Here is a 19,650-nt window from a genome sequence, read left to right on the forward strand (position 1 = left end):
CGTGACCGGAATGAGCTAGGACATCCGGTGACGTCCCGGGCGGTGCCGTCCGGGGCCGTTGGTCTGGCCGGCCATCAGCAGGAAGCCGCCCACCAGGACGATGGCGCCGCCCGCGGTGACCATCGAGACGATGTCCAGGCCGGTCTTGGCCAGGTTGCCGTCGCCGGCGCCGGAGGCCGGCGCGTTCACCGTGACCGTGACGATCGCGGTGGCGACCCCGCCGTGCCCGTCGCTGACCGTGTAGGTGAACGAGTCCACCCCACCGGCGTAGCTCTCGTACGGCGCGTACGTGACCGAGCCGTCCTTGTTGAGCACCGGCGTGCCGTGCCGCGCGCGGCCGATCTTGGTGATGTGCAGCTTGTCCTGGTTGGCGTCCTTGTCGTTCGCCAGCGGGTGGATCACCACGGAGTCGCCCGCGTTCACCGTGACCGCGTCGTTCTTGGCCACCGGCTTGGTGTTGACCCCGGCCACGGTGATGCTGATCGTGCCCGCGGCCTGGTTGCCGGCCGCGTCGGCGGCCTGGTAGGTGAAGCTGTCCGTGCCCGACCAGCCGGCCGTCGCCGTGTAGGTGACGGTGCCGTCGTTGTTCAGCGTGGCCGTGCCGTGCTTCGGCTTGCCGATCGAGAGGACGGTGATCGGATCGCCCGCCTCGTCGGTGGCCGGCATGACGATCCGCACCGGGGCGCCCGCCTTGGCGGTGAGCTGCCGGTTCGGGACGACCGGAGGTGCGCCGACCGTGATCGTCACCGTGGTGCTGGTGGTGTTCCCGTCGCCGTCGGTGGCGGTGTAGCCGAAGGTCGCGACGCCGGAGAAGCCGGACGGCGGGGTGTAGACGACCTTGCCGGCGCTGATCTTCGCGGTGCCGTGGTCGGGCGTGGTCACGCTGGTCAGGCCGAGCGTGCCGGCCGGGTCGAGGTCGTTGGCCAGCACGGCGACGGCCACGGGCTGCTGATAGGCGGTGGTGCGCTTGTCGGCCACCGCGACGGGTGAGCCGTCGCTGACCGTGATGGTGACGGCCGCCTGGGCGGTGCCGCCGTTGCCGTCGCTGATCGTGTACTTGAAGGTGTCGGTGCCGGTGTATCCGGCGGCCGGGGTGTAGCGGATCTTGCCGTCGACGATGGCCGCGGTGCCGTGGGCCGGGGTGCCGGCCGCGATGACGGTCAGTTTCTGGCCCGGGTTGGCGTCGGTGTCGTTGGCCAGCACGTCCACGTCGACGTGCTTGCCGGTGAGCACGGCGGCCGCGTCGCCGGTGGCCACCGGGGCGGCGTTGCCGACCGAGACGGTCACCGTCCCGGTGGCGGTGCTGCCGGCGGCGTCCTTGATCACGTACGTGAAGGTGTCGGTGCCGGTGTATCCGGCGGCCGGGGTGTAGCGGATCTTGCCGCCGACGATCGTCGCCGTGCCGTGAGCCGGGGCGCCGGCCGAGACCAGGGTCAGCGCCGATCCCGGGTCGGTGTCGTTGACGGTCACCGCGATGTCCACGGCCTTGCCGGTGGTGGTCGTGGCCGTGTCGGCCACCGCCGTCGGCGCGGCGTCGATGGTGATTGTGACCTTGGCCGTGTCGGTGCGGCCCAGGTCGTCGGTGACCACGTAGTCGAACGTGTCGGTGCCGCTGGTCATGGCGTTCGGCCGATAGGTGACCCGGCCGTCGGCGGTGATCGTGACGACGCCCTTGGCCGGCTGCGTCACCGAGGCGATGGTGAGCTTCTGCCCGGTGTTCGGGTCGACGTCGTTGGCCAGCACGTCGAGCGTGGCGGTGGTGCTGGGGTGCACGACGAACTGGTCGGCCACGGCGATCGGGGCCGCGTTGCGCACGGTGATGGTGACCAGCGCCGAGGCCGTCTTCCCGAACGCGTCGGTGATCGAGTAGGTGAACGTGTCGGTGCCGTGGAAGCCGGCGGCCGGGGTATAGGCGACAGTGCCGTCGGCGGCCAGCACGGCGGTGCCGTGCGCCGGCGTGGTGACGGCGGTGAGCTGGATGTCGTCGCCGTTCTGGTCGGAGTCGTTGGCCAGCGGGTGCACCGTCACGGCGGTGTCGGTGTCGGTGGTGGCCGCGTCGTCGAGGGCGGTCGGCGCGGTGTTGACCACGCCCAGGGTGACGGTGGCGCCGGCCGTGCCGCCCTTGCCGTCGGTGACGGTGTAGTGGAACGAGTCGGTGCCGCGGTAGCCGTCGGCCGGCGTGTAGGTGATCGTGCCGTCGGCGCCGACGGTCACCGTGCCGTGCCCCGGGGCGACGTCGACCGTGACGGTCAGCGGGTCGCCGTTCGGGTCGGCGTCGTTGGCCAGCACGTCGATCGTGGCCACGGTGTTGGCCGGGACGGTGACCGAGTCGGGCTTGGCCACGGGCACGCCGTTGGCCACGGTGACCTTGACGGTCGCGGTGTCGAAGCCGCCCTGGTCGTCGGTGATCGTGTAGTCGAAGCTGTCGGTGCCGGAGAAGCCCGCCTTCGGGGTGTACGTGATCTTGCCGTTGGCGCCGAGCACGGCGGTGCCGTCGGCCGGCGTGGTCAGCCCGCTGACGCGCAGCGAGTCGGCGACGTTCGGGTCCTTGGCGTCGGCCAGCACGTCGACCACCACGGCCGTGCCGTACGGCGTGGTCACGGTCTCGCCGGCCGCGACGGGCAGGGCGTTGGCGACGGTCACGGTGACCGTGCCGGTCGCGGTGTCGGTCCCGTCGGTGACCTTGTACGAGAACGTGGCGTCGCCGGAGAAGCCGCCCGGCGCCTTGTAGACGATCTTGCCGCCGCTGATCGTGGCGGTGCCGTGGTCGGGCGGGCCGACCGAGTCGAGGCTCAGGGTGTCGTTGTTGCCGTCGGTGTCGTTGGCGAGCACGTCGACGGTCACGGTCCCGGCGTACGCGGCGCCGGCGTGGTCGGGCGCGGCGACCGGCGCGGCGTTGCCCACGGTGACGCGGATCTGCCCGACGGTCTGCTTGCCGGCGCTGTCCTCGACCGTGTACGTGAAGGTGGCGGTGCCCTTGTACCCGGCCGGCGGCACGTAGGTGACGACGTCGCCGTCGAGCGTGGCCGTGCCCGCGCCGGCCTGCGGCTGCGTGATCGAGTCGACGTGGATCGGGTCGCTGTTGGGGTCGGAGTCGTTGGCCAGCGGCGAGATGTCGGCCTTGGTGCCGGAGGCGGTGGCGACCACGTCGTCGGTGGCCACCGGGGCCGCGTTGGCGGTGGTCACGGTGACGGTGCCCGTGGCGGTGCCGCCGTCGGAGTCGGTCACGACGTAGGTGACGGTGTCGGCGCCGGCCCAGCCCAGGACCGGGGTGTAGGCGATCCGGCCGTCGGGCTCGACGACCGCCGAGCCGTGCGCGGGCCCGGCGCCGATCGTCACCTTCAGAGCGGACGCGGCGTCCTCGGTGTCGCTGTCGTTGGCCCGCACGTCGACCCTCACCGGCACGCCGTTGGTGGTGATCGCGGTGTCGGCGACGGCCTTGGGAGCGGTGTTGACGGTGAGCGTGGCGGTGACGCTGTTGTTGCCGGCGACAGAGTCCAGGCCGGTGCCGGACACGTCCAGAGTGGCCAGAGCCGAGCGGGCGGCGTTGCCGGCGACGGTGGCCGGGATGGTCAGAACGGCCTGGCTGGAGGCGACCAGAGCGCCGGCCGGGCAGGTGACGACCTGGCCCGCGACCGAACAGCCGGACGGGAGCGTGCCGGCGGTGACACCGGCCGGCAGGGTCAGCTTCGCGGTGGCCGCCGGCTCCAGGTCGGAGCCCTTGTTGGTGACCACGGCGGTGTACGTGACCGCGTTCGGCGCGGCGGCCCGCTGCACGGTCGCGGGGGAGACGGTCAGCGTGGCGGCCAGGTCGGCGTGCGGCTGCTGCACGGTCATGCTGTCGGTGGCGGGCACCCCGTCGACGTCCATGTTGGTGAAGTGGGCCTTGAGCGACGAACTGGCCACGTCGGTGACCACGTAGCCGGCCGGGGTGTCGTTGTCGACCTTCACGCGGAAGGTCACCCAGGTCGGGCTGCCGTTCGTGATCGAGCCGAGGTTCCAGGTGGGCGTGGCGCCGCTGTCCGCGACCGGGCTGCCCTCGACCGTCATCGAGCCGGGCACGTAGGTGGTGTGCGTCGGGATCGCGTTGCTGATCACGGTGTTGTCGGCGGGGTCGCTGCCGTTGTTCTTCACGTCGATCCGGTACTCGATCTCGTCGCCGGGCAGCAGGTCGCCGCCGTTGGAGTCGGTGCCCTTGACGGTCGTGACCAGGTCGGGGGCGAACAGGTCGGTGGTGAAGGTGACCACTCCGGGGTAGAAGGTCTCGCCGCCGGTGGTCAACGTCAGCTTGGCGGTGGTCGCCTTGTTGGCCAGCTTGCCCGAGGCGTCGAACTGGTCGACGTCGACGCCCATCAGGTTGCGGTTGCCCGGTGAGCGGCCGCTGTTGAGCAGCGTGCCGTTCTCGCTCACGGTGCTGTTGAAGAAGTTGGTGGCGGGGTTGGCCGCGTCGCTGACGGCTACGTCGTTCAGCTTCAGGTTGTCGCCCTCGAGGCCGAGGTCACCCTCGTACACGACCGTGCCGATCTTGGCGTTGACGGCGCCCAGGTCCGGGGTCTGGAAGCCTGTGACGGGAATGTTGACGCTGGTGTCGTTGCTGGTCACCACGCCGAAGCCGTCGAAGACGCGCAGGCTGTGCATGGCCTCGTTCGGATTCTGGTACGCCAGCACGAGCGACCAGCCGGCATAACGGTCCTTGCCGGTGCCGGCCTGGATGTTGGCCACCGAGAAGTCGCCGTCGCCGGCGCCCGACACCAGCGCCGTGACGTCGGCGAAGCCCTGGTAGGCCGAGTTCGTCGCGTTGGTGAAGACCTGTGTGGCGGTCACCGTCTGCCAGGCCGCGCTCACGGGCGTACGGAAAATGACCTTGCCCTTGTCGCCCGGGGTCTTCGCGCCCTGACCGCCGGAGCCGGCGCTGGTGTCGGCGCCCCAGTAGAGGCCGGCGAAGAGCACCTTGCTGCCACCGGTGGGCAGGGTGATCTTCGTCGTGCTGAGGTTGAACGTGTCCGGATCGCTGTCCGCGTCGGCGTACTCCATGACGTAGTTGTTGTTGTTCAGCACACCCTTGTCGGTGCCGGTGTAGGCGCCGGCCTGGGCCGCCGTGCAGGCGGTGGAGACCGGGCACAGCATGTTGGTGTTGCCGCGCAGGATGATCGAGCCGTTGACGTTGGCCGAGAACCGGGCCTTGAAATCGGTGGTGATCGCGGCGTCGGCCTTGCCGCCGACCAGGGTCACCGCGACCGTCAGGGCCACGGCGACCACCACCACCAGGACAAGCGCCCGGTACGGCCGGGAACGTAGAACGGCTCGGTGCATGCGGGACCCCGTCGTGATTCGGCGGCGGCGGACTCCTGCGGTCCGGGCCTGAACTGAAGCTAGGAATCAGCGAGTGCGGATCGGGTGCAGCGGGGAGCCACTTCGGTAGCGAGCGCTACCGTGGGAGTCGTGCGCGATCCCTCCGTCTCTCGGTACACGGCCGGCCGGCTCTCCCCGATCCGCCGGGTCGCCGATCTGCGGCGCCTCCGCGACGAGCAGTTCGACGTCCTGGTCATCGGCGGCGGGGTCACCGGCGCCGGCGCGGCCCTCGACGCCGCCTCCCGCGGGCTCAAGGTCGCCCTGGTCGAGGCCCGTGACCTCGCGGCCGGCACGTCCAGCCGGTCCAGCAAGCTGATACACGGCGGTCTGCGCTACCTGGAGCAGCTCGAGCTGCACCTGGTGCACGAGGCGCTGACCGAGCGCGGGCTGCTCTCCACCCGGCTCGCGCCCCACCTGGTCCGCCCGGTGCCGATCATGGTGCCGCTGCCGGCCGGCAACCCGGTCGCGCGGGTCGGCCGCCGTGCCTACTACGGGCTCGGCGTGGCCGCGTACGACGTGTTCGCCGGGCTCTTCGGCACCGGCCGCGGCATGCCGCTGCACCGCCATCTGAGCCGCGACGGCGCGCGCCACCTGTTCCCGAGCCTGCGGGCCGACACGCTCAGCGGCGCCATCCGCTACTACGACGGCCAGGTCGACGACGCCCGCCTGGTGGTCACCCTGGCCCGCACGGCGGCCAGCATGGGGGCGGCCGTCGTGACCAGCGCCCGCGTGGTGGGCTTCCTGCGCGAGGCCCGCGAGGTGGTCGGCGTCCGCGTCCGCGACCTCGAGGCGCCCGACGAGCCCGAGTTCGAGGTCCGCGCCCGCACGGTGGTCGCCGCCACCGGCGTCTGGAGCGACGACATGTCGCAGATGCTCAGCGACGTCGGCGTCCGCCCCGGCCTGCGGGTCCGCGCCTCCAAAGGCGTCCACCTGGTGGTGCCGCGCTCGGCCATCACCGGCGAGGTCGGCCTGATCCTGCGCACGCCCACCTCGGTGCTGTTCGTCATCCCGTGGGGCGGCCACTGGATCATCGGAACCACCGACACCGACTGGAAGCTCGACCGGTCGCACCCGGCCGCCTCGGCCCGCGACATCCGGTACATCCTCGACCAGGTCAACACGGTCCTCGACCGGCCGCTGACCACCGACGACATCGAGGGCGTGTACGCGGGCCTGCGCCCCCTGCTCTCCGGCGAGGCCGAGTCGACGTCCAAGCTGTCCCGCGAGCACGCCGTCATCGAGCCGATGCTCGGGCTGATGCTGGTGGCCGGCGGCAAATACACGACGTACCGGGTGATGGCGGCCGACGTCATCGATCGGGCGGTCCGCCGCCTCGGCGGCTCGGCCCGCGCGTCGTCCACCGCCGACCTGCCGCTGCTGGGCGCCGACGGCTACGCGGCGGCGTGGCGCGACCGGCATGACATCGCCCGCCGGCACGGCGTGCCGGCCGGGGTGGTCGAGCATCTCCTCGAGCGGTACGGGTCGATGACGGTGCACCTGCTGGCCATGATGAAGGCCGACCCGTCGCTGGCCGTCCCGCTGCGGGGCGCGCCTGAATACCTGGCGGCCGAGGTGGCGTACGCGGCCCTGGCCGAGGGGGCGCTGCACGTCGACGACGTGCTCACCCGCCGCACCCGCATCTCGTTCGAGACCCCGCACCGGGGCAGCGAGTCGGCCGAGCACACGGCCGAGATCATGGGCGAGGTGCTGGGCTGGGACAAGGCGGTGCGCGAGCGCGAGGTCGAGCACTACCAGGCCCGGGTGGCGGCCGAGCGGCAATCACAGACGATGCCCGACGACCTGGCCGCCGACGCGGCCCGGGTCGGCGCGCCGGACGTCCGCGGCTTCGCCGCCGACCGCGGGGTCGACCTGCTCCAGATCGACCTTTGATCCTCGTCGACGAGCCGCTCTGGCCGGCGCGCGGCCGCCTCTGGTCACACCTGGTGAGCGACCTCTCGTACGCCGAGCTGCACGCCTTCGCCGAGATGCTGGGCGCGCCGCGGCGGGCCTTCGACCGGGACCACTACGACATCCCGGAGACGCGCTTCCGCAGCGCGATCTGGCTCGGCGCGACGCTGCTGCCCTCCCGCGACCTGGCCGCCCGGTTGCGCGTGGCCGGCCTGCGCCGGCCCAAGCACCTCGCTAGCCGTTGAGCTCTTTCTCCAGGTTGGCGCGGGCCCGGGCCTCCCATTGCTCGCGCAGCGGGGCCAGCCGGTAGATCGACGGCAACTCGAGCAGGGCCTTGAGCACCTGGGCCCGGCCGTCCTTGAAAGCGTCGTCGGGCACATGCGCGTACTCCCGGCGGATGGCCGCGGTGTACGCCGCGTACTGCTCGTCGTCGCCGGCCAGGACGGCCAGGTCGGCGTCGCACAGCAGCTCGCCGTCCGGGTCGTCGGCCTCGGTGGCGTGCCCGGCGGTCAGCCCGACCAGGCGGGCCACCTCGGCCGCGTTCGCCTCGGGCACCCCGAGCGTGGTCAGCAGCCCCTCGGCGAACTCGGCGCTGTCCCGCTCGTTCGCGTCACCCAAGGCCCGCGGGTCGTAGACGGCGTCGTGCATCCAGGCCGCCAGCCGCACCCGCTCCGGATGCCGGGACAACGAAGCATGAAGATCAATCACATTGAGTACGTCGGTCAGGTGCGCAACGGTGTGATATTGCCGCTGCGGCTCCGACCAGCGCGTCAGCAGGTAGGCGCCGGCGGCGTCCAGGTCGCCGTCCGCGGCCGTGGCCCCGGCCGTGCGCGCTGCCACCCGGAACCGCTCCACGAGATCTTCCACGTCGCCCATCCTGGCACGCGGGGCTTTAAGGTCGTGAACGTGACCTCGAGCTTCTCCGGCACCCTGAGCAAGGCCGGCGACCGGTCGCGCACCGGCTTCCGGGCCGGCCTGCGGCGGGTGCGCGGCGGGCTCGCGCTCGCCGTGCAGGCCGGGGTGGCGGCCGGGCTCGCCTGGTTCGTGGCGCACGACCTCATCGGCCGGCCGGCGCCGTTCTTCGCGCCCATCGCCGCCGTGATCACCCTGGCCTCGTCGGTCGGGCAGCGCGTCAAGCGTACGAGCGAACTGGTCCTCGGCGTCGCCATCGGGATCGGCATCGGCGACGCGCTGATCCTGCTGATCGGCAGCGGCCCGTTGCAGATCGGCCTGATCGTGGTGCTGGCCGTGCTGGTCGCGACGGCCGTGGGCGGCGGCACCCCGCTGGTGGTGCAGTCCGCCTCGTCGGCCGTGCTGGTGGCCACCCTGACCTCGTCGACCGGCCTGCCCTGGACCAGGTTCTTCGACGCCCTGGTGGGCGGCGGCATCGGGCTGATCGTGATGACCCTGCTGCTGCCGCTGAACCCGCTCAGCGTCGTGCGCCGGGCGGCCGACCCGGCGTTGCAGGCCCTGGCCGACGGTCTGCACCGGGTCGGGGCCGGGCTGGGCGACAAAGACCGGGACGAGGTACGGGACGCGCTGGCCGGGCTGCGGGCGGCCGAAGGCACCTTCGCGGCGTTCTCGGCGGCGGTGGCGGCGGCCCGGGAGAACGTGGCCTTCGCGCCGGCCCGGTGGCGCAGCCGGGGAGCGCTGGCGCTCTACGTCGACGGGGCCGACCAGGTCACGTACATGCTCCGCAACGTCCGCGTGCTCAGCCGCCGGGTCGACACGGCCCTCGGCGACGACGAGCCGATCCCGGCGGTCCTGCCGGTCTCGGTGGGGCTGCTGGGCGACGCGGTGGAGCTGCTCAAACAGGAATGGGCCAAGGGGGTCGAGCCGGTGGCGGCCCGGGAGAGGGCGCTGCGGGCGGCGACGGAGTGCGGCCGGGCGTACGAAGAAGGCGTGGGCTTCTCCGGCGGTGTGATCGTGGCCCAGATCCGTACGGCCGCCACCGACCTGCTTCGCGCCAGCGGTGTCGACCACGCGGAAGCGCCGCGGCTGGTACGCCGGGCGGTGGGCTGGCATCTGCGCCCGCGTCGCCGTCGCTCGCGTTCTTGATCGCTTGTCGGTGTGACTAGGCTGGCGGCATGGCCGACCTTTCGCCGGGCGCCCCTGTGCCCTCCGACCTGCCCGTGGTGACCTCGGGCAAGCCCCGGACGGGCTGGCGACGGTGGCTGCCCATCGCCGGCGTCGTCGCTTTCCTGGTGGCGGCCGCGATCGGCCTGCTGCTCTACCTCGGCTACAACATCGGCGTCACCAGCCTGCTGGTCGGCCTGGCCGCCGCCGTGCTGCCGGTGCCGCTGCTGGTCTCGGCGTTCCTGTGGCTCGACCGCTACGAGCCCGAGCCCATCCGCTACCTGGCCTTCTGCTTCGTGTGGGGCGCGGCCATCGCCACCTCGGTGGCCCTGTTCGTCAACACGGTGACGGCGTCGCTGTTCGAAAAGTGGGGCCTGCCCGAGGCGCTGGTCGCGGTGCTGGTCGCCCCCTTCATCGAGGAGTCGATGAAGGCGCTCGGCCCGTTCCTGCTCTTCTGGCGCCGCCGCTCCGAATGGTCCGGCATCACCGACGGCATCGTCTACATCGGGTTGTCCGCCCTGGGCTTCGCCATGGTCGAAAACATCCTCTACCTGGGCGGCCACGGCTACGCCTCCGGCGTCGAACAGTACGGACCGGCCACCGGCCTGCAGAACCTGTTCGCGATCTTCATCGTCCGCATCCTGTTCACCGGCTTCGCCCACCCGCTGTTCAGCTCGATGACCGGCATCGGCCTCGGCCTGGCCGCCCGCTCCGGCGACCGCCGGGTCCGCTGGCTCGCCCCCATCGCCGGCCTGCTCCTGGCGATGATCCTGCACGGCACGTTCAACCTGCTGCCGACGCTGTCGGTGAGCCTCGACCAACCCCTGATCATGTTGTACGGCTACCTCGGCTTCATGGTGCCGTTCTTCTTCGCGGTGGTGGGGTTCGCGATCGCGCTCCGCAGCTGGGAAGGCCGCCTGACCGAGAGAGTCCTGCCCTTCTACGTCCATACGGGCTGGTTCTCCCCACCCGAGGTGGCGGCGCTGGGCAGCCTGGGCCGCCGCTACTCGGCCCGGCAGTGGGCCCGGCGGGTGTCCGGCGCCACCGGCCAGAAGGCGATGCGCAGCTTCCAGTTCGCGGCCACCCAGCTGGCCCTGCTCCGCGACGGCATGCAGAGAGGCCTCGACCGCAAACCGGCCGAGATCGAGAAGGCGACGGCCGAGGAGCAGCGCCTGCTGACCGAGATCCTGGAATACCGGGCGGTCTTCACCGGCCGCGACCCGGCGACACCACGAGCCTTCTGGGACGGCCAGTCCTACCAGATCACCTTCCCGGACGGCGTGACCCGCACGGTCCCCGCCCCCACCGAGCCGGTGGTCCCGATCCCGGTCCGGGCCCCACAGCCGGTGTTCGCGCCGGCTTATCCGGGCGGGTATGGCGCGCAAACCCTGCCGTACGGGGCCCAGCCTGGCTACCAGGCCGGCTATGGCGCTCAGCCTGGGTATGGTGCCGGTGGCCAGCCTGGTTACGGCGGTCAGCCTGGTTATGGCGCTGCTGCCCAGCCTGGCCATGGTGCCGCTGCCCAGCCTGGCTATGGTGCCGCTGCCCAGCCCGGTTATGGTGCCCAGCCCGCGTATGGCGCCCAGCCGGGTCAGAGCGCTCAGCCCGCGTATGGTGGCGCCCAGCCGGGTCAGAGCTCGCAGGCCGCGTATGGCACTCAGCCCGGTTATGGCGCGCAGCCCGGATACGGCGCGCAGCCGGGTTACGGTGCCTCGCCCGGTTACGGCGGCAGCCAGCCCGGCTATGGGCCGCAGCCGGGTTACAGCGGCCAACCCGGCTATGGCGGCCAGCCCTCCTACGGCCAGCAGTCTTCGGGTCAGCCCTTCTACGGCCAGGAGCCTTCAGGCCAGCCCTCCTACAGCCAGCAGCCTTCAGGCCAGCCCTTCAACGGCCAGCAGCCCTCAGGTGGCCAGCAGCCTTCAGATGGCCAGCAGTCTTCGGGCGGTCAGCCGCCTACGTCGGGCGCGCAGCCGGCTTATGGAGCGCAGCAGCCGTACAGCGCTCAGCCCTACGGCCCGCCGCCCGGTCACCCCGGATCGGAGCCCAGCCAGTCCGGCTCGCAGCCCGCTCAGCGCGACTCGCTCGCTCAGCCCGACTCGCCCACCCGGTCCGACTCGGCCAGCCAGTCCGGCGCGACTGGTCAACCCGATTCGACCGGGCAGACCGTGCAGTCGAGCTATCTCACGCCGCCGGCAGCCGGCCAGCCGACGCCGGCGGGGTCTCCAGCGCCGAGCACGCCGTACAGCTATCCGAGCCCGCCCCCGTTCGCGCCGGTTCCCACCGAGCCGGCTCAAGCGCCGGAATCGTCACCTGACAAGCCGGAGCACACGCAGCAGTAGAGGCGCCGGTTTTCCACAGTCTGCGGTTGTCCACAGCCCGAACACCCGATCTTGCGAGTTTTGCGAGGATGTTCCTCGAAGGTGGGGGTCCCCCTGGGAGGGCGGGCGCTGGGCTGGGGTACGGCGCGCTGGGGGCGTTGAGCTGGGGTGCGCTGGGCTGGGGCACGCCGAGTTGGGGTGCGGCGTGCTGGGGGTGCGTTGAGCTGGGGTGCGCTGGGTCAAGCGGGGGCGCCGTTCCAGCGCCACGACGTCTGGGGCTCGTGTCCTGGCAGTTCGGAGCGGCCGGTCGCCCACAGCAGGGTCTGCCACGGGTCGGTGTCGGTGGGGGCCCAGGGGAACAGCCGCCCCAGGGCGCCGGCGCACAGTTCCGCCGGCGGCGTCCACGGTAGGTCGAGGCCGAGGGCTATGTCGTTGGTGTGCACCAGGACCTCGACCACACCCATTGCGGCGAATCCGGAAGCGTTCGAGGCGCCGTAGTTGTGGAACGACAGTTTTTCCGGTGGGGCCGCGGTGACCACCGCCGCCAGCATCGCGCCGCATGACTCGAGGACTTCCAGCAGGGCCGGTGTGCCCTCGGCGGGGTCGACGAACACGGTCAGGCCGGGGCCTGCGGGGCGGCGATGTTGCCAGCCGAAGCGCAGGTACGTGCTGGTCGACGGGGTGGGTGGGGCCAGTTGGGCCGCGTACGTGAAAAGGTCGTCGGCCATGTGTTCGGCCGTCTCCCAGCAGGTCCACGTGAGAGGGCCGGCCGGAACGTTCCAGTCGCCTTTCAGCGCGGCGGACAGGGTGTCGATGGAAAGGGACACGGCTCGCGTTACGTCGTCAGGATTCATTGCCTGAGTTGTAGAGCGAGCCGTGTCCGTACGCCAAGCGAATTAAGCGTTGCCTCCGGTGACCACCACCGCGTCCGGGGGGATTTCGGGGCGGCGGCGGGCCAGGCGGCGGATGCCCGTGTTGAGGACGGCGATCAGCGGGACGGCGATGAGCGCGCCGATGATGCCGGCCACGACGACGCCGGAGGCGATGCCGATGATCACGGCCAGGGGGTGGATGGCGACCGCGCGGCCCATGATCAGGGGCTGGAGGATGTGGCCTTCGACCTGCTGGACCAGGATGACCGCGCCGAGCACGATCAGGGCGACCACCCAGCCCTGGTCGACCAGGGCGACCAGCACGGCGACCGCGCCGGAGACGCTGGCGCCGACGATCGGGATGAAGGCGCCGAGGAAGACCAGGGCGGCCAGCGGGAACGGGAACGGGATGTCCAGGATGACCAGGGCGATGCCGATGCCGACGGCGTCGATGAAGGCCACCAGGACCGTCGCCCGCACGTACGAGCCCAGGGTGGTCCAGGAGGCGTCGCCGGCGTCGGCCAGTGACCAGCGGGCGTTGACCGGGAAGAGGCGTACGACGAAGCGCCAGATCTTGCGGCCGTCGCGGAGGAAGAAGAACGTCGAGAACAGGACCAGCAGCATGCCGGTCAGCACTTCGAAGACCGTGGCCGCCGTGGAGATGCCCGTCGAGGTCAGCTGCGCCGTGTGCGCGTTGACCCAGGTCTGCGCGTTGTCGATGGCCCGGTTGACCTGGTCGTCGGACAGGTGCAGCGGGCCCGTCTTCAACCATTCCTGAATTTGCCGTACGCCTTCACTCGCGTTTTTGGTGAGCTCGGGCAGGCCGTTCACGAACTGGTTGATGACCAGTGTGAGGGTGCCCGCGACGGCGGCCAGGCCGCAGATCAGCACCAGGAACGTGGCGAACGAGGCCGGCAGGAAGCGGCGCAGCAGGGCCACGGCCGGTGAGAGCAGGGCCGAGAGAAGCAGCGAGATCGACAGCGGGATGACGACCACGCTGATGATGCCGATGAAGCGCAGCAGCGCCCAGCCGACCAGGCCGACCACGATCAGCCGCCAGCCCCAGGCGGCCGCGATGCGCAGCGAGTGTGGCACCTCGGCGTCGTCGCGGCTGTTGGTCGAGTAGTGCACGTCCTCCGGCTCGGGCGGGGGCGGCGCGAACTCGACCTCGGTGTCGGACTCGGTCGCGCTGTCGTCGGCGCGCGCCTGGCGCACCGACTCGCGACCGGAGTCGTAGGCCTTCCGGAGGTTCTCCCGGACTCGCTCCAAGCGGCTCAACCGCCTACCCCCTCGCGATTGCTGTAAGCAACCACCACCGTAGTAGTCCGACGCCGGTAGATCCCCGCAGGCGGCACCGGCAAAACCAGGCGTACCGTCTGCATTCGTGAGCACCGACACCCGTACCGAGAGCGGATTGCCGATCCGCATGCTGCACGATCGCGTCCTCGTCCGCCAGGACGGGGGTGAGGGGGAGCGCCGGTCCACCGCGGGCATCGTGATTCCGGCGACCGCGTCGATGGGCCGCCGTCTCTCCTGGGCCACAGCGGTCGGCGTGGGGCCGAACGTGCGCTCGATCGTCGTCGGTGACCGGGTGTTGTTCGATCCCGACGACCGTTCCGAGGTGGAGCTGCACGGCAAGGGCTACGTGCTGTTGCGGGAGCGTGACGTGCACGCCGTGGCGGCGAGCCGGGTCGAGTCCGATGGAACTGGCCTCTATCTGTAAAGGAAAGCGGCCCCCGGAGAAACCGGGGGCCGCGAAAAGCGAAGCGAAGATCAGGCGGGCGCGACGCTCAGGCCGACCTCGTTGACGCCGACCGTGGCGTCGACGATGACCTCGCCGTTGCCGCCGCGCGACAGGGCGCGCAGCGTCCACGAGCCGGGGGCGGCGAAGAACCGGAACGCGCCCTCGGGCGAGGTGACGACCTCGGCCGTGAACTCGCCGGAGCCGTCGAGCAGCCGGACGTAGGCGCCGGCGACGGCCTCACCCGAGGCGGTGCTGACGATGCCGGTGATCACGGTCTCGCGGGTCAGGTCGACGCCGGCCGGCAGCGGGGCCGACTGGTCGGGGGCGGCGCAGCCGGCCGCCGTGTTGGACGGAGAAGTCATGGTCAGGCCTTTCCGGGCTCGTCGCCGAGGGCGATCGGCACGCCGATGAGCGAGCCGTACTCGGTCCAGGAACCGTCGTAGTTCTTCACGTTCTGCTGGCCGAGCAGCTCCTTGAGCACGAACCACGTGTGCGAGGAGCGCTCGCCGATGCGGCAGTAGGCGATGGTGTCCTTGCTGCCGTCGAGGCCGGCCTCACCGTAGATCTTGGCGAGTTCCTCGTCGGACTTGAAGGTGCCGTCCTCGTTGGCCGCCTTGCTCCACGGCACGCTGATCGCGGTCGGGATGTGGCCGCCGCGCTGCGACTGCTCCTGCGGCAGGTGGGCCGGCGCGAGCAGGCGGCCGGCGAACTCGTCGGGGCTGCGCACGTCGACCAGGTTCTTCACGCCGATGGCCTGCACGACCTCGTCGCGGAAGGCGCGGATCGACAGGTCGGGGGCCGACGCGGTGTAGCTGGTCTTCTCGCGGACCGGCACGTCCTTGGTGTACGGGCGGGCGTCGAGCTCCCACTTCTTGCGGCCGCCGTCGAGCAGCTTGACGTCGCCGTGGCCGTAAAGCTTGAAGTACCAGTACGCGTACGCCGCGAACCAGTTGTTGTTGCCGCCGTAGAGCACCACGACGTCGTCGTTCTTGATGCCCCGCTCGGAGAGCAGCGCGCCGAACTGCTCCTGGTTGACGAAGTCGCGCCGGACCGGGTCCTGGAGGTCCTTCTTCCAGTCGATCTTGATGGCGCCGGGGATGTGGCCGCCGTCGTAGGCGGTGGTGTCCTCGTCGACCTCGACGAAGACGATGCCCGGGGTGTCGAGGTTCTGCTCGGCCCAGTCGGCCGAAACGAGTGCGGTGTCGCGACTCATCGGTTCACTCCCTGTCGATGGAGATGGGGGAGAGTCAGCGCACGAGCGTGTCGCACCGCGCGCGGGACCCAAGTGGAGAAGAAAAGGGATCTCGTGCTGTCGTGCGACGGCGCCACTGCCGATGAAACGAGCTAGAAGTTGCTCAGCACTAGTGGCTCCGTCAGAGGACGGAGCAACACAGGCAGGCGGCCACGCGGCACAGGTCGACCGCGCGCCTCTTGGTGAGCAAGGGGCTCATGAAATGTGACCCTACCAGCGGTTCACGGGGTGGTAACAGACTCGACCACCATCCGGGAACATGGCCGGGCTCACAGTCCGCCGGTGTTCAGTGACACGTTGGTGGCCCCGGCGGTGAAGCGGAGGCCGTCGGGCTGCGGCTCCACCTTCTGCACCTTCAGGTTGAGCGGCAGCGCCGGGACCCGCAGGTCGACGGCGAGCTTCTGGACGTACGAGGCGATCAGGTTCTTGACCAGGGGCACGTTGGGCAGGCCCTCGGCGGTCACGTCGGAGAACCGGATCTGCACCACGTCGCCCTTGACCTCCACGGTGGCCGCGCCGGAGACGTCGAAGGTCTGCCCGAGCGCCTGCACGGGCGCGGTGCCGACCAGCTTGCCGTTCTGCTCGGCCAGCTTCAGGCCGGGCTGGTTGATCAGCTGGGCGACCTGGTCGTAGTCGATGGTGCCGGTGCCGGTGACCGCGCCGGCCACGATGTCGCCGTTGCCGCTGCGGAGCGTGTCGAGCGGGGCGTTCACGTCAGTCGCCCGTACATCAAGAAGGTCGGTCTTGATCGTGCCGCCGTTGCCCGCGGGGCCGGAGAAGTTCGGCAGCTTGATGTGGATCTCCTGGTAGTTGCCGTCGAGCACCTGGGTCAGGAACGGCACGCCCTCGATCGTCACGTCCGGCTTCTCGCTGGTCGCCTGCTGCTGGGCGACCTGCTCGGTCACCCGGTCGCTGATCTCGCGTTCGGCGTAGGAGGCGGCGACCCGGTCGGCCACCACCAGGAGCACGCCGATCAGGACGAGGAAGACGATGAGGCCGATGAGCAGGCGGCGCCCACGCCGTTTGCGGGGCCGCTGCTGCGTCCCGTACACCTCGCCCACCGGACCTCCTCAGAAGCGACGACGAAAAGGTACATGCCCCGTTCCACCGGCCCGCGAAACGGTCAGGTGAGGTACCAGTGCGTCACCGCGTACGCGATGGTGGCGATCAGGGCGAAAGCGCCCAGCGGGCCCTGCATGTGCCGGGCCACCCAGAAGGTGGGCGCGTCGCCGGCCAGGCGGCGGCCGGCCTGCCCGAAGTTGACGGCCAGGTCGACCAGGTGGGCCGCGACCACGGCGATCAGGCCGATCACGGCGCCCTTGGCCGGGGTGAAGGGCAGCACCAGCACGCTGCCGAGGGCGGCCGCGGCCAGCGTGCCCAGCATCGCGCCGAGCACCACGCCGGCCGCGCCGCGCGGCACCTGGGCCGCGATGCGGGGTTTGGGCAGCACGGCGTCGGTGGCCCGGGCGACCACCAGGGCCACGCCGGCCGCGGTCACGCACATGGTCAGCGTCTGTGCGCCGGACTCCTGCCGGGTGAGCAGGATCGGGATCGCGTACGCGACCACGCCGGCCACGATGGCCAGTGTGGCCCGCCACGAGTCGCGGGCCCGGGCCCGGTCGTCGGAGCGGATCAGCTGGGCGATGAACGCGACCACGAACCCGCCGAGCAGCACCCAGAAGAGCGGGAGCAGCTCCGGTTCGGCCCGGGTGACGGCCAGATAGTCGGCGATCAGCGCGACCACGCCGCTGACGCCGGCGGTGATCGCGGCCTGCGCCGGGCGCAGCGCCATGATCCAGGCGATCAGATAAAGAGCCTGGACCCCGAACAGGACGATGGCGTACGGCAGGCGCGCGTCCGGTGCGGAGGTCTGCGCGCCGAGGATCAGACCGATCGCCAGCAGGCCGGAGAAACCGGCGATGGCCAGCGAGAGCTGCCGGCGGACCGGGACGACCTCGATCTCCTCGAACTCGTCGTCCTCGAGCTCGTCGTCGTGGATCGGCTCGTCGTCGGGGTGGACGCCGGAGGGCGGCCGCTTGCCGCCGGAGCGCGCGATCTCGCGCGACGCGTCGGCGTCCCAGGGGTCGTCCTGCGGCATGGAGGGGAACACGGCAGCGATCCTTCCAGACCCGGGCCCGGAAGGTAAAAGGCCGGTTACGGGGCCACCGTGGGAGCGTTCACTACGTCACTCGGGCAAACGATCGAGGTGTTCGAGGCGGTGGATCGGTTAAGGTAAGCGCAGCCCACCCGTCGGTGACGCCGGGAACAACTACGCCGATGAGTCACCCTGTGCGGCCGTAGAAAGCCGCAAGGACGGAGGTGAGTGTGGAAATCCTTCTGTTGGTGACGGCACGTGCCGGTGAGCCTTCCGCCGTGCTGCCCGCGCTGGATCTGCTTCCCCACTCCGTACGCACCGCCCCCCGTGATGTCCGCACCCTGGTGTCCGGCCCGAGCCCCGACGCGGTCCTGGTCGACGCGCGCTCCGAGCTCTCCGAGGCCCGCGCCACGTGCCGCATGCTGCACGCGACCGGCATCGGCGTTCCGCTGATGGCGGTCGTGACCGAGGCCGGCCTGATCGCGCTGAACGCCGACTGGGGCGTCGACGACGTCATCCTGGCCAGCGCCGGTCCCGCCGAGGTCGAGGCGCGGCTGCGCCTGGGCGTCGGCCGCCTGAGCAACGCGACCGCCGGCGCCGGCGGGTCGATCCGGGCCGGCGAGCTCAACATCGACCCCGACACATACGCGGCGAAGCTCAAGGGCCGCCCGCTCGACCTCACGTACAAGGAGTTCGAGCTGCTCAAGTTCCTCGCCCAGCACCCGGGCCGGGTCTTCACCCGCGACCAGCTGCTGCGTGAGGTCTGGGGCTACGACTACTTCGGCGGCACCCGCACGGTCGACGTGCACGTGCGGCGCCTGCGGGCCAAGCTCGGCTCGGAGTACGAGTCGATGATCGGCACGGTCCGCCAGGTGGGCTACAAGTTCGTGGTCCCGCCGTCCGGCCGTCAGCTTCCGGACAACGAGCCGGTCTCGCTGCCGGTCTGAGACCACCCATGACGGAGATCCGCTCCACGGATCGGCTGACGTCCACGGAGGCGGCCGGCGTTCTCGCGCTGGCCGCCGCCGCGGAAAAGGCCGACGGTGTCTATCCCCTCTCCGAGGATGTGGTTCTGCGTGTACGAGGCGGGGGCGACCCCGCCACACAGCGGCATCTCCTGGCCGCCCAGGACGGCGAGCTCGTCGGATACGCGTTCCTCGAGGACGCCTCCGGCGAGCTTTTTGTTCATCCGGCCCAGCGCCGGCGCGGCCACGGCGCGGCGCTGCTCGCGGCCGCCGGTGACGGCCCGCTGACCTTCTGGGCTCACGGCGACGAGCCCGGTGCGCAGGCTTTCGCGGAAAAAGCCGGTTTCGCACGGGTGCGCGTCCTGTGGCAGATGCGCCGCTCGCTGCTCGAGCCGCTGCCCGACATCCCGCTGCCCGCCGGCCTGACCGTGCGCGGCTTCCGGGTGGGCTCCGACGAGGACGCCTGGCTGGCGGTGAACGCCCGCGCGTTCGCCCACCACCCCGAGCAGGGCCGCTGGACCATCGACGACCTGTCGCTGCGCGAGGCCGAGCCGTGGTTCGACCCGGCCGGCTTCCTGCTGGCCGTCGACAACGAGGACAAGCTGGCCGGCTACCACTGGACCAAGGTTCACCCGGCGAGCGGCGACGATCCGGCGCTGGGCGAAATCTACGTGCTCGGCGTCGACCCGAGTGGTCACCGCAAGGGCCTGGGCGCCGCGCTGAGCGTGGCCGGTCTGCGCCATCTGGCCGCGCAGGGGCTCACTGTTTCCAACCTTTATGTCGACGAGTCGAATGCCGCCGCGGTCGCTTTGTACCGCCGTCTGGGCTTCGAGATCTTCAAAACCGACGTGAGTTATCAGCGTCACTGACGCGCATTCTCACGAGTCACGAACAGGACAAGGCCGTATCTCAGGGCGGTAACTACCGCCCGTATAAGTCGGATATTTCGGTCTCTAGTCACTCAGTTCACGCAACGGACAACTCGCCCTCAGGGGAAGGCCATGTTCCGGCGGAAACGTGTTCACCGCCAGTTCACCAATGGCCAGGTAACCGGCTACCTCGCCTGCT

At 70.9% G+C, this 19,650-nt stretch carries 16 protein-coding genes; 7 read left to right on the forward strand and 9 right to left on the reverse strand.

Going from position 1 to position 19,650, the window contains the following annotated elements:
* Positions 1 to 15 precede the first annotated feature (15 nt).
* Positions 16 to 5,313: a beta strand repeat-containing protein gene (locus CRP55_RS01625; RefSeq protein WP_097317644.1), complete on the reverse strand. Its 5,298-nt coding sequence runs from the start codon at positions 5,311 to 5,313 to the stop codon at positions 16 to 18.
* A gap of 129 nt (positions 5,314 to 5,442) precedes the next feature.
* On the opposite strand from CRP55_RS01625, the gene CRP55_RS01630 reads away from it, so the two are divergent.
* Complete coding sequence (locus CRP55_RS01630) at positions 5,443 to 7,242, forward strand: glycerol-3-phosphate dehydrogenase/oxidase (RefSeq protein ID WP_097317645.1); 1,800 nt, start codon at positions 5,443 to 5,445, stop codon at positions 7,240 to 7,242.
* Positions 7,239 to 7,505, forward strand: coding sequence for a DUF4031 domain-containing protein (locus CRP55_RS01635; protein ID WP_097317646.1), 267 nt, complete (start codon positions 7,239 to 7,241; stop codon positions 7,503 to 7,505). The genes CRP55_RS01630 and CRP55_RS01635 overlap by 4 nt, the downstream gene beginning before the upstream one ends.
* On the opposite strand, the gene CRP55_RS01640 is transcribed toward CRP55_RS01635, so the two are convergent.
* Positions 7,495 to 8,136, reverse strand: coding sequence for an HD domain-containing protein (locus CRP55_RS01640; protein ID WP_097317647.1), 642 nt, complete (start codon positions 8,134 to 8,136; stop codon positions 7,495 to 7,497). The two genes, CRP55_RS01635 and CRP55_RS01640, sit on opposite strands and share 11 nt — an antisense overlap.
* A gap of 30 nt (positions 8,137 to 8,166) precedes the next feature.
* Between CRP55_RS01640 and CRP55_RS01645 the strand changes: the two genes are divergently transcribed.
* Both CRP55_RS01645 and CRP55_RS01650 read left to right on the forward strand, forming a co-directional pair.
* Complete coding sequence (locus CRP55_RS01645) at positions 8,167 to 9,318, forward strand: FUSC family protein (protein WP_245922734.1); 1,152 nt, start codon at positions 8,167 to 8,169, stop codon at positions 9,316 to 9,318.
* A 29-nt stretch (positions 9,319 to 9,347) separates the two neighbouring features.
* Positions 9,348 to 11,675, forward strand: coding sequence for a PrsW family glutamic-type intramembrane protease (locus tag CRP55_RS01650; protein WP_097317648.1), 2,328 nt, complete (start codon positions 9,348 to 9,350; stop codon positions 11,673 to 11,675).
* 218 nt (positions 11,676 to 11,893) lie between these two features.
* On the opposite strand, the gene CRP55_RS01655 is transcribed toward CRP55_RS01650, so the two are convergent.
* Together CRP55_RS01655 and CRP55_RS01660 are read right to left on the reverse strand one after the other, a co-directional pair.
* A complete protein-coding gene (locus CRP55_RS01655) occupies positions 11,894 to 12,508 on the reverse strand; it encodes a hypothetical protein (protein WP_097317649.1) in 615 nt (204 codons plus the stop codon).
* Between the two features lie 42 nt (positions 12,509 to 12,550).
* Positions 12,551 to 13,795 (reverse strand): AI-2E family transporter, encoded by a 1,245-nt coding sequence (locus tag CRP55_RS01660; protein ID WP_438865757.1) that lies wholly within the window; start codon positions 13,793 to 13,795, stop codon positions 12,551 to 12,553.
* Between the two features lie 157 nt (positions 13,796 to 13,952).
* Between CRP55_RS01660 and CRP55_RS01665 the strand changes: the two genes are divergently transcribed.
* Complete coding sequence (locus CRP55_RS01665; RefSeq protein ID WP_097317651.1) at positions 13,953 to 14,249, forward strand: GroES family chaperonin; 297 nt, start codon at positions 13,953 to 13,955, stop codon at positions 14,247 to 14,249.
* 50 nt (positions 14,250 to 14,299) lie between these two features.
* On the opposite strand, the gene CRP55_RS01670 is transcribed toward CRP55_RS01665, so the two are convergent.
* From CRP55_RS01670 to CRP55_RS01685, 5 genes are all read right to left on the reverse strand, one after another.
* Positions 14,300 to 14,632 carry a DUF1416 domain-containing protein gene (locus CRP55_RS01670; RefSeq protein WP_179854977.1) on the reverse strand — a complete coding sequence of 111 codons (333 nt, stop codon included), beginning with the start codon at positions 14,630 to 14,632 and terminating at the stop codon, positions 14,300 to 14,302.
* Positions 14,633 to 14,634: 2 nt separating this feature from the next.
* Positions 14,635 to 15,483, reverse strand: a complete 849-nt coding sequence (locus CRP55_RS01675; protein ID WP_097317652.1) for a sulfurtransferase — start codon at positions 15,481 to 15,483, stop codon at positions 14,635 to 14,637.
* A 160-nt stretch (positions 15,484 to 15,643) separates the two neighbouring features.
* Positions 15,644 to 15,721 carry an Ms5788A family Cys-rich leader peptide gene (locus CRP55_RS56155; protein WP_360248245.1) on the reverse strand — a complete coding sequence of 26 codons (78 nt, stop codon included), beginning with the start codon at positions 15,719 to 15,721 and terminating at the stop codon, positions 15,644 to 15,646.
* Positions 15,722 to 15,791: 70 nt separating this feature from the next.
* Positions 15,792 to 16,583 (reverse strand): LmeA family phospholipid-binding protein, encoded by a 792-nt coding sequence (locus tag CRP55_RS01680; protein WP_097317653.1) that lies wholly within the window; start codon positions 16,581 to 16,583, stop codon positions 15,792 to 15,794.
* A gap of 62 nt (positions 16,584 to 16,645) precedes the next feature.
* Positions 16,646 to 17,620 (reverse strand): hypothetical protein, encoded by a 975-nt coding sequence (locus CRP55_RS01685; protein WP_097317654.1) that lies wholly within the window; start codon positions 17,618 to 17,620, stop codon positions 16,646 to 16,648.
* A 221-nt stretch (positions 17,621 to 17,841) separates the two neighbouring features.
* On the opposite strand from CRP55_RS01685, the gene CRP55_RS01690 reads away from it, so the two are divergent.
* A complete protein-coding gene (locus CRP55_RS01690; RefSeq protein ID WP_179854978.1) occupies positions 17,842 to 18,564 on the forward strand; it encodes a winged helix-turn-helix transcriptional regulator in 723 nt (240 codons plus the stop codon).
* A gap of 8 nt (positions 18,565 to 18,572) precedes the next feature.
* A complete protein-coding gene (gene mshD / locus CRP55_RS01695) occupies positions 18,573 to 19,451 on the forward strand; it encodes a mycothiol synthase (protein WP_097317656.1) in 879 nt (292 codons plus the stop codon).
* Positions 19,452 to 19,650 lie beyond the last annotated feature (199 nt).

It is taken from the genome of Paractinoplanes atraurantiacus (genome assembly GCF_900215205.1).
Taxonomy (GTDB): Bacteria; Actinomycetota; Actinomycetes; order Mycobacteriales; family Micromonosporaceae; genus Actinoplanes; species Actinoplanes atraurantiacus.